General features: G+C 41.0%; 20 protein-coding genes, 1 tRNA gene and 1 pseudogene. 16 read left to right on the top strand and 6 right to left on the bottom strand.

Features of this window, described 5'->3' with window-relative positions; genetic code table 11:
* Window positions 1-55: 55 nt before the first annotated feature.
* The 4 genes from D9Y29_RS03515 to D9Y29_RS03500 are packed head-to-tail and all read left to right on the top strand — an operon-like array spanning window position 56 to window position 5,213.
* Entirely contained in the window at window positions 56-1,267 is a 1,212-nt protein-coding gene (locus D9Y29_RS03515; RefSeq protein WP_127125072.1) for a DNA cytosine methyltransferase, read from the top strand.
* Window positions 1,251-2,210 (top strand): phosphoribosyltransferase-like protein, encoded by a 960-nt coding sequence (locus D9Y29_RS03510; protein WP_127125071.1) that lies wholly within the window; start codon window positions 1,251-1,253, stop codon window positions 2,208-2,210. The genes D9Y29_RS03515 and D9Y29_RS03510 overlap by 17 nt, the downstream gene beginning before the upstream one ends.
* Entirely contained in the window at window positions 2,207-4,237 is a 2,031-nt protein-coding gene (locus D9Y29_RS03505; RefSeq protein WP_127125070.1) for an ORC-CDC6 family AAA ATPase, read from the top strand. The genes D9Y29_RS03510 and D9Y29_RS03505 overlap by 4 nt, the downstream gene beginning before the upstream one ends.
* Window position 4,238: 1 nt before the next feature.
* Window positions 4,239-5,213, top strand: a complete 975-nt coding sequence (locus D9Y29_RS03500) for a hypothetical protein (protein ID WP_127125069.1) — start codon at window positions 4,239-4,241, stop codon at window positions 5,211-5,213.
* A 9-nt stretch (window positions 5,214-5,222) separates the two neighbouring features.
* Here the strand turns inward: D9Y29_RS03500 and D9Y29_RS03495 are convergent, their stop codons facing one another.
* A complete protein-coding gene (locus D9Y29_RS03495) occupies window positions 5,223-6,041 on the bottom strand; it encodes a hypothetical protein (RefSeq protein ID WP_127125068.1) in 819 nt (272 codons plus the stop codon).
* Between the two features lie 55 nt (window positions 6,042-6,096).
* A complete protein-coding gene (locus tag D9Y29_RS03490) occupies window positions 6,097-6,504 on the bottom strand; it encodes a helix-turn-helix domain-containing protein (RefSeq protein WP_127125067.1) in 408 nt (135 codons plus the stop codon).
* Between the two features lie 783 nt (window positions 6,505-7,287).
* On the opposite strand from D9Y29_RS03490, the gene D9Y29_RS03485 reads away from it, so the two are divergent.
* The 11 genes and pseudogenes from D9Y29_RS03485 to D9Y29_RS26995 all read left to right on the top strand — a co-directional run.
* On the top strand, window positions 7,288-7,662 hold the full coding sequence (locus D9Y29_RS03485; protein WP_164735239.1) for a DNA-binding transcriptional response regulator: 375 nt from the start codon (window positions 7,288-7,290) through the stop codon (window positions 7,660-7,662).
* Window positions 7,663-7,707: 45 nt separating this feature from the next.
* Window positions 7,708-8,025 carry an RNA polymerase sigma factor gene (locus D9Y29_RS03480; RefSeq protein ID WP_127125065.1) on the top strand — a complete coding sequence of 106 codons (318 nt, stop codon included), beginning with the start codon at window positions 7,708-7,710 and terminating at the stop codon, window positions 8,023-8,025.
* Between the two features lie 3 nt (window positions 8,026-8,028).
* A complete protein-coding gene (locus tag D9Y29_RS03475) occupies window positions 8,029-8,481 on the top strand; it encodes a hypothetical protein (RefSeq protein WP_127125064.1) in 453 nt (150 codons plus the stop codon).
* A 21-nt stretch (window positions 8,482-8,502) separates the two neighbouring features.
* Complete coding sequence (locus D9Y29_RS27000; protein ID WP_127125063.1) at window positions 8,503-8,781, top strand: helix-turn-helix domain-containing protein; 279 nt, start codon at window positions 8,503-8,505, stop codon at window positions 8,779-8,781.
* Between the two features lie 60 nt (window positions 8,782-8,841).
* Window positions 8,842-9,669 carry a hypothetical protein gene (locus D9Y29_RS03465; protein WP_127125062.1) on the top strand — a complete coding sequence of 276 codons (828 nt, stop codon included), beginning with the start codon at window positions 8,842-8,844 and terminating at the stop codon, window positions 9,667-9,669.
* A gap of 104 nt (window positions 9,670-9,773) precedes the next feature.
* Window positions 9,774-10,127 carry a hypothetical protein gene (locus tag D9Y29_RS03460; protein WP_127125061.1) on the top strand — a complete coding sequence of 118 codons (354 nt, stop codon included), beginning with the start codon at window positions 9,774-9,776 and terminating at the stop codon, window positions 10,125-10,127.
* 26 nt (window positions 10,128-10,153) lie between these two features.
* Window positions 10,154-10,444, top strand: a complete 291-nt coding sequence (locus D9Y29_RS03455) for a hypothetical protein (protein ID WP_127125060.1) — start codon at window positions 10,154-10,156, stop codon at window positions 10,442-10,444.
* 10 nt (window positions 10,445-10,454) lie between these two features.
* A complete protein-coding gene (locus tag D9Y29_RS03450; RefSeq protein ID WP_127125059.1) occupies window positions 10,455-11,150 on the top strand; it encodes a hypothetical protein in 696 nt (231 codons plus the stop codon).
* Between the two features lie 25 nt (window positions 11,151-11,175).
* Entirely contained in the window at window positions 11,176-11,406 is a 231-nt protein-coding gene (locus tag D9Y29_RS03445) for a hypothetical protein (protein WP_127125058.1), read from the top strand.
* Between the two features lie 78 nt (window positions 11,407-11,484).
* Window positions 11,485-11,775 (top strand): hypothetical protein, encoded by a 291-nt coding sequence (locus D9Y29_RS03440; RefSeq protein ID WP_127125057.1) that lies wholly within the window; start codon window positions 11,485-11,487, stop codon window positions 11,773-11,775.
* Window positions 11,772-12,563: pseudogene (locus D9Y29_RS26995) on the top strand (recombinase family protein); the annotation flags it as partial. The gene D9Y29_RS03440 and the pseudogene D9Y29_RS26995, both read left to right, overlap by 4 nt.
* Here D9Y29_RS26995 and D9Y29_RS03430 read toward each other — a convergent pair.
* From D9Y29_RS03430 to D9Y29_RS26470, 4 genes are all read right to left on the bottom strand, one after another.
* The gene (locus D9Y29_RS03430) at window positions 12,456-12,779 is read right to left on the bottom strand and encodes a hypothetical protein (protein ID WP_127125056.1); all 324 of its coding nucleotides are present in this window, start codon (window positions 12,777-12,779) and stop codon (window positions 12,456-12,458) included. The pseudogene D9Y29_RS26995 and the gene D9Y29_RS03430 sit on opposite strands and share 108 nt — an antisense overlap.
* Before the next feature lie 601 nt (window positions 12,780-13,380).
* Window positions 13,381-13,457, bottom strand: a tRNA-Pro gene (locus D9Y29_RS03425).
* Window positions 13,458-13,612: 155 nt separating this feature from the next.
* Entirely contained in the window at window positions 13,613-13,858 is a 246-nt protein-coding gene (locus D9Y29_RS03420; protein WP_127125055.1) for a hypothetical protein, read from the bottom strand.
* Between the two features lie 9 nt (window positions 13,859-13,867).
* Window positions 13,868-14,038 carry a hypothetical protein gene (locus D9Y29_RS26470; RefSeq protein ID WP_164735238.1) on the bottom strand — a complete coding sequence of 57 codons (171 nt, stop codon included), beginning with the start codon at window positions 14,036-14,038 and terminating at the stop codon, window positions 13,868-13,870.
* 119 nt (window positions 14,039-14,157) lie between these two features.
* Here D9Y29_RS26470 and D9Y29_RS03415 point away from each other — a divergent pair, with 119 nt between their 5' ends.
* Entirely contained in the window at window positions 14,158-15,087 is a 930-nt protein-coding gene (locus D9Y29_RS03415; protein ID WP_127125054.1) for a TraB/GumN family protein, read from the top strand.
* Window positions 15,088-15,183: the final 96 nt, after the last annotated feature.

The raw sequence follows: 15,183 nt of genomic DNA, 5'->3' as shown, positions 1-15,183 counted from the left end.
CAACTGGATGGACCTTCAACAATAAATCTAAGTACAATTATAACTGATAGAATAGATGAGTCTAAGTAACAAGATTACATACATTAGCTTGTTTTCCGGATGTGGAGGATTTGATGCGGGCTTTAATACCAGCGAATTTGAGTGTTTAGGAGCATATGATATTGATCCAGTTGTAACAGATGTACACTCCAAGAACTTAGATGTCCCTACATACATTCATGATTTAAATAATCTAGAATTACCAGGTAATTTACCTAGTAATATTGATTTTGTTATTTCTGGTTCACCCTGCCAGGGGTTCTCAACAATTGGTAAAAGAGTAGTAAATGACCCAAGAAACAGTTTGCTGTTAGTTGGTGGAAAAATTGCTATTCAATACAATGCTAAGGTTTTTGTTTGTGAAAACGTGCCAGGGTCGATTTCAGGTGAACATAGAAAATACTGGATAGAGTTACAAGCCCTACTAAAAAAAAATGGGTATTCTACAAGGATGATCAAATATGAAGTATCCGATTTTGGGGTGCCACAATTAAGAAAGAGAATAATATTATATGCTTGGAAGGGGGAGGATGGAGAAATTGAACTGCTTTCTCCTCCTAAGCAGAAAGTATTATTAAGAGATATACTCAATGATTTGAGTACAAAAAACAATCACAACTTAAATTTTATTGAAAACAAAGACGATTTAATTATCGCTAATAAAATTAAACCAGGGCAAAAGCTATGCAATGTGCGGGGGGGAGAAAGATCAGTTCACACATGGAATATTCCAGAAGTTTTTGGTCGGACAAATAAAAGTGAAATCCAGTTTCTTGTGACATTAATGAAGTTAAGGCGACAAATTAGACGACGTTCTAGTGGAGACGCAGACCCGGTGGAAAAGAAAATACTCAAGCGTCATTTTAATGGGAAGACTGACTCCCTTATTAACTCATTAACAAAAAAGGGGTATATCAAAATAGTGCAAAAAAAATATGTTGAACTTACAAATACCTTCAATGGTAAGTTTAAACGATTGGATTTGTCTACTTTGTCTCCAACAGTTGATACAAGATTTGGGAATTATAAAAATTTCCTACATCCCCTTGAGAATAGGTCTTTGTCTGTTCGTGAGGCAGCAAGAATTCAAGGATTTGGGGATGATTTTATTTTTCATGGCCCTATTCAAAAACAATATGAAATGATTGGGAATGCCGTACCGCCTCCATTATCTCGCTTCATTGCGAAAAATGTTAAAAAAATAATTGCAAATGAGCAATTTAAATGAAGCGTTGATTAGATGGTCGACCGAGGAAGATGGCAATGAGTTAATTGCTATTAATAATTTATTAGAATACCTTGGAGAAAACCTATACCATGATTATGAACCTGCCAGTGGCCCAGCATTAGAATATTATGCGAGGTTAAAAAAGTGGGTTTTTAATATATCGGATGATGCAAGCCAGCAAAATTTGCTGCGCATCGCACAACGTATTTTTTATGTAGGAAGAGAAGAATTTGGTTCACTTTATAGAACCGCGTTTAATAGTATCGTAACGAGATGGATAGTAGACCAAGAAAACATCAGTCTTTTTGATACAGATTGGGAAAGTCGCATTGCAGGAGGGATCAATTATTCTTGGTTTTGCCCTGTAACTGATAGTATGAGAATAAGTCAATTTTACCATGTAAATAACATCAGTTCAACTCATGAGTATCGGCCGGACTGGAGATCGCTTCATCGATTTGGCGATCCTGATAAAATCAAAAGTTATATTAAAAAAAGGAAAATTAAGTATATAGTATTATTAGAGGACTTTGTTGGCTCAGCAACACAGTCATTTGACTCCATTAAATTCGCATGTGGGATTGATGATAATGTTAAGGTGCTTTTTATTCCCTTGATTATTTGTAAGTCAGGAATAAAACGAATTATGGATGGGACTAGTGAGTTTGATCATTTCACAATGACTCCAGTAATGGTATTGGAAGATAGTTGTTTTGTAACCAAAAATCCGATTGCTGGTGAAGATAACCGAAATTCTGATTTTAGGAATTTGATTCAGTCATCAGTTCCTGAATATAAAGGTCAAAAATTCGGATTTGATGAAACTGGAAGCTTGTTGGTAATGTATACGAATACTCCAAACAATACACTTCCGATAATCCATTATGAGGCTGATCAAGTTTGGACTCCATTATTTAACAGACATCATCGTTCGAAGAAATGATCAATAACATTAATCCATTTCACGAATTGTATTTCACAGAGTCGATCGACTCTGATGATTTTGTGAAGCTATTTAGCGACGTATTGGTGGAGCCTGCTCTTCCGCTTTTCAAGCCTGGTAATGTAATTCTGAAAGGCTTACCAGGAAGTGGGAAGTCCATGATGCTAAATTTATTGAGGCCAAGCATAAGATTGGCATACAAAAAAGCTGGAATGAAATTCCCTGTCCCTGCTAGATACAATAAGTTTATTGGAGCAGGAATTAACTTAATTCGAAGCAGCATAAGTGATTTTGGCCAACGTCCTATTAATGGCAATAAAGAAGATGACATCAATGAACTATCCATCTACTTTGGGGATTTCCTAAACTATTGGATCTGCAAAGATATTATCGATTCAATCGAAGAGTTAGCTCCCGATTTATCAGAGGAAATAGGGATCAACTGGAATGCAAATTGCGTTGACTTATTTGTGTCGTCCCTGATCAAAGACGACTGCTGGTTCAATTATTTGGAAGGAGTAAAAGGTATAGCAGAGCTAAAAGACAGACTAAAGAGCAGGACAAATACTTATAGAGCTTATCTAAATTACAACCTTTCCGAATTACCTATAAATGTTCGTGAAACCAAAACTTCAATAGGAATACCTGTCATTTCGCTGGTACAAAAACTAAGAGAGTCAGGTGTTCTTAATAAGGATGTACAAGTATTTGTTAGAATTGATCAATTTGAAGAATTGACATGGCTTGATTATAGTATTGCTGAGTTAGGAAGCATATTTCAATCAGTGATACATAAACTACTTGCAATGAGGGACGCAACAGTGTCTTATAGAATTGGAACGCGTCCTTTTGATTGGCAACAGGGGTCTCAAAAAATCTTTGGAACTTCTGCTCAACTTGAAGCATTAAGAAATTATAAGGAGGTCTCAATAGAAGATATTTTTAGGAGGTCAGAATCCCAGAGAGGATATATATTCCCTGAATTTGCTGAAGATATTTTTGCTCGACGATTAGATTTTTCATTTCTGCCTTTCATTAAACATTCAAATAGTTTAATCCGACAAATTTTCGGACCCGGATTCTCTGCAAAAGAGAAAGCTACTCTTATTGTGAAAACTTCACGAGAGAAAATTATAACCCCTAAAAAAGAGTGGAACAAAAAATGGGTGGACTTTCTTCAAAGATTAGCTGTTGAAGACCCATTTTCTGCTAAGCTTGGAGAAGCTTGGGCTCTTCAACAAGGAAAATCTGAAATCACAAAAAACATCCCAACTAGTAGGCCTTACCCATGGGAGATTAAGCGATACTGGGTAAAGGAGCGTGCTGAGCAGGCAATAATGCAAATAGCCTCCAGAAGTAGGCAGGGTCTAATCTGGAGCGGGAAAGATGATCTACTTAATCTTAGCGGAGGAAATATTCTTGCATTCTTAAGTTTATGTCAACATATTTGGGAAGTATGGATGAGAGACCAAAAGATACAGTTTGAAAATCATATCCCTGAAATTGATTACTCTGTACAGACTCTGGGAGTTTTAGAGGCTAGCAGAAGGTGGTTTGAAAACATTAGTTCAACTAATGACGGAAAAGAAACAAAATTGTTTATCCTATATATCGGCAGCTTATTCTATAAGAACTTAACTGATGATGAAACTATGTCTTATCCTGGCGAGAATGGTTTTTCCATTGTTATCGAAGATCTAGAAAGTAATCATAAGGTTTCTAATTTTTTGAAAAGTGCTGCGGACAAAGGTAATTTGATAGTTCGACCTCATACTTCAAAAACAAAAGGAAAAAATAGAATGAAGTGGTATTTGAACCCAATACTTTCTCCTTACTTTAAAATACCTGCAATTCATACCAAGGAACCAATGTATATTACTATTGATATCCTTAACGAATGGCTCTTAAAATCAAAGGCATTTGAAGCTCCTTTAGTTAAGCAGAGTAGTAGTAGTAGTAGTAGTAGTAGTAGTCCCAAAAAGAACAAAGGAGATAATAACAAAGGTCAGATTAGAATTTTCGATTAATATGGCTAAATCAGTTTTTCGCCCATGGGGAAACCTTAATTGGTTGACCTCTAAATTGTCTGAAACTCAATGGTGTTTATATGGATGTCTTTCCACCGAAGAAAGGTGCCGGGCAGTATTTCAAAGTTTGGTTGAAAACAAAATTTTAGCGAGGGAGTTATTCGTTGAAATTAAAGATCCTGAGGAGACTGAAGAACATGAAATCCGCAGAACTGAAAACAAGGAGTCTTTACAGCAAATCAATCAGGCGTTAGAAATTGAAAGTCATTTTCTATTAGAGCCCTTGAATAAAATTGTAGATAGTATAACATTATTTTTGAAGCGTTCAAATGGTAATATTATTTTGGACATAAGCTGTTTGCCTAAGAGATTCTTTTTCCCCATAATTAAGTTCATTTTAAGGGAAAAGGAATTAAAGAACTTTATTGTGTGTTATACATCACCTGGCACATACCCTGAAACAAACCTTTCAGATAATCCTCAGCCTTGGATGCCTATCCCTAGTTTTAGATCTGATGACGAAGATGGAACTGAGGTCGCCATTATTGGCGTTGGCTTTATGCCTTTGGGCTTGCCAGATGTTCTTGGAAGTGATGGCAATAGAAAGAAGCAAGTCAGTTTGTTATTTCCATTCCCTCCAGGTCCTCCTTATTATCAAAGAACTTGGAACTTTGTTAAGGAAATTAATGAGTATCGTCCAATTCAAGCTAAAGAGTTAGTAAGAATAGATGCCAAAAATATCTCTGAAGTATTTGATAAAATCTGCGCAATTTCAGAAAACGGAAATAAAAAAGTACTGTTTGCTCCATTTGGCCCTAAGACATTTTCTCTTGCAATGTGCTTACATGCATGTCAAAGTAATTCATCAGTATATTACACTCAACCCATGTACTATAATCCTAACTATAGTGAAGGATATGGAGAAACTCTAGGTTATTCGATTGTATTGAATGGACAAAATTTGTATTCGCTTTAGTTCAGCAGCTCAATATTTTGCTTCATACCTTTCGTCTACAAGCTTTTGAAAAGTAGTAAAAAGTGATTGATCAGAAGTTTCGATACTATTCATCATAACCTTAAGTAAATCCGAAACATAATAATATCTCCAGTAATTGACTTTATTCGCTTCTTTAGAAGCATCATACATTTGACTAGTTGCAATCTTTATTAAAGTGTCAAATAGCTTCTCATAAAGTTTTTTGAGTTCTTTTCTCTCTCTTAAATAGGTGTTTCCAAACCCTTTTTGCATGATTCCGGTTATTTGGTAAATGTGGTTTCTTAAACCTTCATTTGCCTCCCCCGCAATACTGTCATCGCCATAAATAAGATGATCAATTAATGCCCCTTTCAAAACTATGATAGGCCTTATGTCTTCAAGAATTGCATAGAGTCTTCTTTTGTCCACTTCTAGCATCAAAATGCTCTCTTTCTGAGAATCAAAATGCTCTGCTAGATTAAGATTTAGTTGGGAATTTACAGCATTTGCAGTATTTGTCGATTGAAGTAAGTCAATCCTCATTAAATGCAGTTGAACTTGTTGAAGAGCTAATAACGAATCTAATTTTTCTAATTCATGTTCATGTTTTATTACAATTTGTCCTATTTGGGATAATACCGAATCTTGCTTTTTGTCATTTCTTGCAGCTTCCCAAGTGGCATCAGCAATCTGGCAGGATTTTATGCTAACCCAAATTCCAATAACAGTAAGTGTAAACATCATTGAATTAGTGCGAAAACAATAACGGACACATGAGTAAGCTTTTTTTCTAAAATGTCTAAGCCTTAGAATATTCTGTGGATTCATTCTTCATACTTAAACCTGCTCAAAATTGAAGCAATTGAAAATAATATTAGGCGACCTATTTCTTTCCCTGAATTATTAGCCTTTCCAAAAGCGAAATTTTTTCTTCCTTCTCCTTCAAAAGAGCTTCATATAACCTTTTATTTTCTTCCATAGCCTCAATCCATTTTTCTATCGGATTGAAATGACATTTATAGTTCTGTACATATGCAGCAGACTCATCCCTAAATGTGTTTGAGATAATACTGATCGTCGCATCCTCATTGAAATTCTTAATCGCATCGACCGGCACTTTCAATGTCTTTGCAATTGTCTCCAGCGTTTCCGGATCTATTGCATTTTTTTGCTCCATTAGTGAAACACTCTGTTGACTTATACCTAATGCCTCCGCAATAGTTTCCTGTTTTACCTGGAGTATCTCACGAAGACGCTTAACTGCCCGACCTTGATGTACTGTCTCTGCCATATTAATACATTGATATTTTTACAAATATAAACTTCTGGGGTAAGAATGAGAAAACCAGAACTACCTGGTAAAGTACAATTTTTTCCTGGTAAAAAACAGGTAAAATTGGTACTATACGGGCATTGTCCTTACTATTTTAGCTTGGTGATTGAAACAGGAAATTGAGGTACGATAGACCAGCCCAATGGATTAACCATCATCAGAAAACTCTTAAAATGACAATAGAGGTAAGGTTTATCAAAGATCAATAACAAATTGTATTTTTGCGATCCTTCATAACGTTGAAGTATCCCTTTACAAGTGTCTTGCTACCGTAAATTAGCACTTTCATGAGACGCAAGGCTTGTAGGATGGGATGCCTGTTTCGATACTGATGCAGGCACTCTCTTACTTGCGTCTTGGGCCGTGCTAAGCCTACGGTAGCGGTAAGTGGAGTGTCCTGCATCAGTATCTTTTTATGCCTGCCTGGACATTACTTACTCCACATTACATTTTTTCAAATTTCATTTCAATTATCCAGTAACGCTGGTTACTCGGTATGGCAAACCATTGCCCGTTGATCACCCTTTTTTAATTTTTTTGGTACATCCCAAAATGTGTCAAAAAAACGTATGTGCCTCGTAGATATTTGCCCTTTATAGGAGCGAAGCTATGAGAAGGAAATCCTTTGCCTGACCTAAAGGCTCTGAATTGTTATCGCCAATTACTGCGGGGGTATTCCTGCCGCCTGCATAGTCTTGATGCAGTTTTATAATAATCCGTACCCGTTTTAACCCTATGCCTATGCAGCGTCCTGTCAACATACTGATTGTGGATGACGTGTTCCAGTACAGAGCCGTCCTCGCCGAGTGCTTGCAGCGTTCCGGCTATCGCGTAACCGGGAGCTGTAGACACGATCAGAAGGCCATCGCAGGGGAGATCAGGAAAGGCATCCCGGTCGTGGCATTTATCAGTTTCAAAACAACTCGACTGAGTACCCTAAATACTTTTGAGTGGATACGAAAACAATACCCTCATCTGTTGCAAGTCATGACAACGCTGTATCCTTCTGCATGCGCTGACCGGGAAGCCAAACGCCTGAAAACAGAGGGGCTTATCGTTAAATCCATTGATACAGATAAAGCGATCAAAGCCTTGCTACAGGCCATTCTCCTATGACTTGCCTCTGAAACTATTTTCCGTTTACCGTTAAATGCTAATGCTATGCCCAAATGTTTGCAGGAAGTAGATGCTCACTTCCTGGCGCGGCTTCGCGCCCGTGAATTACCCGCAATTGGTGAACTGATCGATAATCAGGGAGCAGCCGTATATCAGGTCGTTTCATTATTGGAGAAAGATCCCAGTAAAGCTTATAACATCATGGTCACCACCTTTACCATTGCCCTGAATCTCATGGAAAGCTATTACCCAGGTCAGGGCAGCCTTTTCCGGTGGCTGCTTCAGATTGCCATTCCGCAGATAGAGGCAGAACCGAAAGAGATTATCGAAAAGCTGAATGTCTTAATCCAATCCCACCTGTAGCCTATGTCCCCTGTATTTACCCAATATCCGGCGACACCGGCACCATTTCATGAGGCGGCGTTCATTTACCATATCAATAACCTGCTTCGGATGAAGAAGGAGCTGGACGGCCTTGCCAAAAGGGTGATGTGGACGATTCCTGGAGACAAGCAGACCCGCTATTTCCCATCATCCTATTATTTATCGGCATTTACACTGTCTCACATACTGGACCGGCATTACCATAAAGTGCCGCGACACCCGGATAAGTCCAAATTCACGATCCCTATACCGGAGATCGTCCGATATATCCGGCTGGCCTTTCCGCAGCCAACAGGCCCTTTGATCGGCCATTGCCGGGAACGCATTTTGCCCATTGGGTTTACCATTGGGTGGAATGAAGAACAGGGGCCTTGTCAATCCATTAAAGTTGTCTCTGATTTGTATGGTAATATCCGGACTGCCTACCCAATCTGAGACAATATAAACCTGCTATTCATGAACAACAACTCGATCGGAAATAAGTATCCCTCTCAAGCCCATGCTGCTATCGGCGCTAATCTTCGAATTCTACGTCGTCATAAAAAAATTACTCGGGCAGCGGTCGCTTATGAAGCTCAGATTTCTGTCTCTACTCTGCGTAAACTGGAACTGGGAGATTGTGCATCAGTAAGTATTTTTCTGCTCTTTGACGTTTGCAGCTACTACCAGGTGGAGCCTCATACGATACTGATAGATGGGTACTATGACAACCCCTCTAATCTTCCAATACCGTAATTGGGTATCGTTTAACAGTAAACGGTAAGGAAGCTTTATTTTTTTCGGTAAATTAAGTGCATGAAAACTGCACCCTCATTTGCCCAAAACCGCCTGCAAGTGGTTCCCATCTTAGCCCAAAAGTTCATGCGTGATATGGAAGAGGTAATTGAACCATTTAATCTGTCCGCAAAGGTCCGTATCATTGAACATTTGATGCAAATGGTGCAAGGGTTCAGTGCGAACCCATCTGACGAACTAATCACAGAAAAATGGCAGGCAAATGAAGAGGTTCTCATCAAAGAGTTCGGAAAGACTTTTATGCCTTTTGTGAATAAGCATTTTCATGAATACTTCTATCGGGATTCAGTCATATTGCACAAGGATGTGTATCCCATTGAAGAGTACAATCAGCTCAAGCCAGCAGATACCGTTCTTTCAGAAAGCGAATATCAGAGCCTTTTGCAGATGTGCGGGAACCTATTGTTTAACGCTAAACGGTTTCTGTACCTGAGTATGGAACCAGCACCTACTGTAGTGCCGAATCAGGCGAGCCTCCCAGCGGAAACAGAAACTGAAGAAGCAGACAAGGTGTTTACTAAAGCCCGTCAGCTACTCGCCGTCTATATACTACTCAAGGCAGGGTTTAACGTTGAACACCGGGACGGACAATCGGTTGCTGATGTTGCCAGGCTGGCACATTTGCTGACCGGAACCAAGTTCACCACTATTCAGAACTCTGATATCTACAAGAAGTATCGGCTGATGCCGGAATATAAGCAGGGTGCAGCTTTGCTAAATGATCTGACCTTCATTCGTCCTTTTTTTGAAGCAATCCAGCTTGAATCTGCTTGCGGGTTAATTGATGAAATGAAAGCCTCTACCGAAAAGAAATTGAAAAGGAAATAATTCCCTTCCCATTTACTGCAAACGAAAATATAGGTATCCCTATAGGGCAGACCTATCCAATCCGATTGGGCACCTTTGGCGTATAACGTTAATCGCTACGTCTTATGCAAGCCTCTTCACAACAACAGCACCAATCCAATAGCCAGCAACAGCAACCCAACAATGGCACCAGTGCCAAATCCTGGTGGGATGACCTCGGCAGTAAGCTGAGTGGAGTTCCTCCTGATCCCGGCCATTGGGGAAAATGGCTGACCGTTCCATTTATTCCGGTTATAGGGTTGATTGCGCTGGGATACTTCTTGTATCGTACCAGAAAAGAGCTGATCGAAATTCATAACCAGCAAAAGCAAAGTGCAGGCAGTGAGTTAGCTATCCTCAAGAAGAAAGTGAAGAAGCTCAAAAAGCGAATGAAGCATTCCGAGGCTTCTGCCAAACCAACCCGTGCCATTATTGATTAAATCTACTCACTCATAAACCCACTCTTATGTTATCAAATGCTTTCATGACGCAGGCTACAGCCAGTTCGCACACCATCCCGATAGATCTGTTTCTCGATACCGTGCGTATTCTACTCAAGAATGCCATCGACTGGAAAGTGGAAGGCATCAATGAAAAGGAAAGTAGTCTGCTAATCCAAGTCCGTATTCCCGCCGGGAACAAAAGGCAGCAGCAGGCTTTGAATAATATACAGACGCTTCTAGAAGACTATGCGTATTTCACTAAAGGAGCGGCTGACTACAGCAACAACAGCTTTCTGGATCAAATGGAAGATTAATCCCCATCCTATGAATACAATATGCCAGCATTGCGGATCTACTATGCAATCCCAACGCGCCACAAAGAAATATTGCAGTGAACAGTGTAAGCAACAGGCATTCTATTTGAGAACCGGCTTGCAACTGAATACTGCCGGAAGCGTGCCTGTTCATCCGATTCCACTCGAAGACGATGAGCTGGGGCCAGAACCTTTAGAGTCGGACACAATAGAAGTCCGAAGGCCGCTTCCTGTATCAGAACCCAGTTATCAGCCAGAGTTTTCAGACCTGTTGGAAAGAGTCATTGAATACACCAATACCCATCCAGCCCATGAATTGTTTAGCGAACCTGAAAAGCACTGGACTTACCTCGGCAGGGAAAGTGCAAACTGGGTAAACCTGCGTTGGCGCAGCATTCTGGAAGCTCTATTGCATTACAGTAAGCTGTCTTCAGTAAAAGCTGGACGACTAATCGCTGTCACCGATGCACTGCAAGAGATGCAGCAGTCGTCTGAGTTTCGTTACCTCCCGGCCAGCTATCCCTTTGTTAAGGAGATCAGAGAGCTGTCAAACCGAATGACTTCTATCACTGCCGGTATGAAGTCAAAAGAAAGCGTCCAATACCGCATAACGTTACCTCGTAAAGCCATCATTATCGGAATGCGATTTCTGTTAGCTGGCGTGGTGCCGCTGGTTCCATTCGATCAACTTTCATTTGATCAATAATTATTTCATCAAAAAATATATCACAATGTCTACTACCATTATCACACGAAAGGAAATAAATGTACCTCTCGGCGCACTACTGGATGTTGCAGAACTACTGTTAGACAATGACCTGAACAGTACCATTATCGGCATAGATAGTCCCGCAGATGAAATTACTCTGGAGGTGGAATATGCCAAAAATGAAAAGCCTGTCATTCGCCAGATCCAACAACTGATTGAAGAGTATGAAGAGCAGGACGACGACGATGAATAAGTCTTAATTCTTTTTACCTGCCGTGACCCATTGGTCGCGGCTTTTCTCATTTATCCCATAATCCAAATTCTATATCGTATGAAAGACTTTCCAAAATTGCGCTCCGTCAGAGACTATGCCGCTTATGCTAAATCCATCAACCCAAAGAAAGAACCTCTCACTATTGAAAAACTGAGAACTTTTCCGGGATGTGAAAACTACAGTGATGAAGCAGCAGCAGCGATCCTGCTTACCATTGCGCAGCTCACCCATATCATGTTTGAGCTACAGATGGCCGGTGATATAGTCGAGGAACAACCCGGCATTGTCATTTCCCTGAACCCTAAACAACCTTTTATACCACTTCACACAAATACCAAAGCCGCATGAATACAAGTAATAATTTGGAGCTGTTTCAACAATGGTCAAAACGCCCAGTGCTACAGTACAGGAAAACGACCACCACCAAGCAATGCGTGGTGTATACCCGTGTATCTTCCAAAGAACAATATGATACTAATCTCAGTTTGGATTGGCAACGAAAAGCCATCGAAGAATACGCAAATAGAAACGATTTTCAGGTAGTAAGTTATTTCGGAGGAACATTCGAGAGCGCGAAAACCGACGGTCGGAAAGAGTTCCAAAGTATGATGGAGTTCATCAGGAAGAACAAAGAAAAGATCACCCATATCTTGGTGTATCTGCTGGATCGTTTCAGCCGCACAGGAGATGGCGCCATGAGGTTGGCGAAGGAGCTTCGGGAGAAATATGGTGTAACCATCATTGCTGTTACGCAGCCCATCGACACCAGCAACCCCGGCGGAGTATTTCAGCAGAATCTACAATTCCTGTTCAGTCAGTACGACAATGAACTACGCCGACAAAGAGCAATGGCAGGTATTCGGGAAAACCTCGAAAGAGGAATTTGGTGCAAGAGGCCACCGATGGGATATACTATTGTCAAAGAAGGCAAAGAACGAAAGATCATTGTTAATGCCATTGGCAAGAAATTACGCAAAGCATTTGAATGGAAAATCTCCGGAATGAAGAATGACGAGATCCTAAGCAAGCTACAAGCGATGGGGTTGAAGATGTACAAGCAGAAGCTCAGCGCTGTATTCTCCAATCCATTCTACTGCGGCATACTGGCGGATAAGATGCTCAATGGTAAATTGGTGGAGGGACAACAGGAGAAACTTATCTCGCATGAAACCTTCTTGTTGGTTAACAATATCCGCGCTGCCGCCAAAGGTAAATACGGCGTTACGCACAAGAAGGAGAATGAAGAATATCCATTGAAAGTCTTCATGCAATGTGATGGCTGTGGCCGCGGCTACACCGGCTATGTGGTCAAGAAAAAGAACAAGCGTAACGAAAGAGAATATCATTTCCATTATTATAAATGCCGGTCAAGAGGCTGTTGCTGCAACCGACAAACCCAACTTGTCAACGATCAGTTCAAAGCATACCTGGAAGGCTATATGATCAAACCTGAAATGATTGCGCCCATCCTGTACCAGATGAACTATGCCTTTGATCAGTATTTCGACAACCAGGAAAAGAACCTGCAAACACTCGAAGATAGAATAGGAGAGGTCGATAAAAAGATCGCTAATCTCGAAGACGAACACTACATCGAAAAGAAAATACCGGAAGCAACCTTCCACAGATTACTCACTAAACTCGAAGAAGAGAAGAAGCAAATCCGGGAGGAAATGGTGCCAGCCAACTTTGACAGTTCTAACCTAAAAAAGTACTTTGAAGTCGGCCTCAAACTCTCCACGAAACTCGCGCCCACATGGCATTCCAGCCCAGTCGCCATAAAAGAGAAGATTCAAAAAGCCATCTTTCCGAAAGGAATAGTATACAATTTCAAAAAAGGAACATTTCTAACAAATGAAGTAAATCCGGTCTTCGCCTGTATCGCAGACCTGGCGGCCATTACAGCAGATCCTAAAAACAAACAAGGCAGCATTTCTGCTGCCTTGTCTCGTTTGGTCGGGTGGACTGGATTCGAACCAGCGACCCCTTGCACCCCATACAAGTGCGCTACCGGGCTGCGCCACCACCCGAACGATGATTAATCGGGGTGCAAATATAGGGGTATTCTCATTATTAAACTATACCTCAACCATTTAGTTGAAATTTTTTTTCTAATTCCTACATTATCAAAACAAAAAAAGTGCACCAGTTTCCTGATGCACTTCTATTCAAAATATTATCAATCTTATCTTACCACTGATTCCACCACTTCCACAATTGCCGCAATCAATCCTGCATCCAGCCTTTTCGCATCCGGGTGATCAGGATCCACCAGCATCGCACGATAATTCTTTTCTTCATCGGGTTCCAGCACTATTTCAACACCATCAACATCCACCAATATCCTGTGCGTATAACCGGTCTGCTGCAACCGGGCAGGGAAGGAGAGTTCTTTACCTTTCCAGGTAACGGGGATCTCAATTTCACTCATACAAACTAATTAGCTACCCCTGGTGCCGCCGGTCTTGGTAACCTTCTTATTGAATCCGCCGCCAACTTTACCACCAGGTTTGCTGATGAACTTGGAGCCGGAACCGCCCACCATATTATTATTGTTGTTCTTTTTTCCTTTTTTGTCGTTCTTCTTATTGTTGTTTGACGTAAGGGACATACTGTTACAATTTTTGTTCGTAACAAATATAATAGTTCCCTGTTAATTCGGAAGGTCTCCGGTATATCCGGATTACGTTTTAACGTTCTTTCTCTGTAATTTGCTGAAAATACAGGTTTATGAAATCATCCGGACTGGCAGTATTGTTAACCCTCGGCTCGCTCTTTTCCTTTGCCCAGGCGCCCAAAACCACCGCAAAGCCCAAACCCGTAACCAAAACTGCCACAAAACCTAACGCCACCCCCAAAACCCTCCTCTGGGAGATCTCCGGTAACGGAATGGCCAAGCCTTCCTACCTTTTCGGCACTATGCATATCCTCTGCGAAGCAGACGCCACCCTCAGCGAAAACCTCAAAAAGATCATCCAAAGCAGCGACCTTATCTGTTTTGAGCTGGACATGGATAACCTGGAGGAATTGATGGGCTTCATGAAATATGCCCGCATGAACGATAACCAGAAACTGCAGGACTTCCTCACCGAAGCTGAGTTTGCGCGCATCGAAAAATATTTTTCAGAGAATAAGATGATGCTGCCCTTCAGCATGCTCACCACATTGAAGCCCTACTTCGTTTCCGGCCTCATTTCCGAAAGGATCATGGACTGCCCCAAAAAGAAATCCATGGAAGAGATGATCATGACCGAAGGCAAGAAACACAACAAAGAGATCAAAGGTATCGAGACCGTTGCCTACCAGGCCGGCCTGTTCGACAGCATCCCTTATCAAAAACAGGCAAAAGACCTCCTGTCTTATATCGATAGCATCGACACCTATAAAAAGACCACCCTCAAACTGGCCGAAGTTTATAAAAAGCAGGACCTCTCCCAGATGGATTCCCTCATCGTCAAAAGCGATCCCGGCATGGAGCAATTCATGGACATCTTGCTCTATAACCGCAATATCAACTGGAGCCACGATATCTTCAATATCTCCCAGGATGGCCGCCAGACCGTGCTTTTCGCTGTAGGAGCGGGGCACCTGGCAGGAGATAAGGGCGTGCTGGCACTACTCCGCAAAAAAGGGTACAAACTGAAGCCGCTGCCCAACTGATAAGCCCGTCAGGCCGCAAATCCTGCGGATACTTCCCGTCAAAAGGATATTCCTTTTGGCCGTTGGACTTTATTTCCGCAAATTTGCCTCCGTTTT

It is taken from the genome of Pseudoflavitalea rhizosphaerae, assembly GCF_003991355.1.
GTDB classification, from domain to species: Bacteria; Bacteroidota; Bacteroidia; order Chitinophagales; family Chitinophagaceae; genus Pseudobacter; species Pseudobacter rhizosphaerae.
The sequence above is the reverse complement of the archived record's forward strand: the minus strand, read 5'-3'. Positions and strand labels throughout refer to the sequence as shown.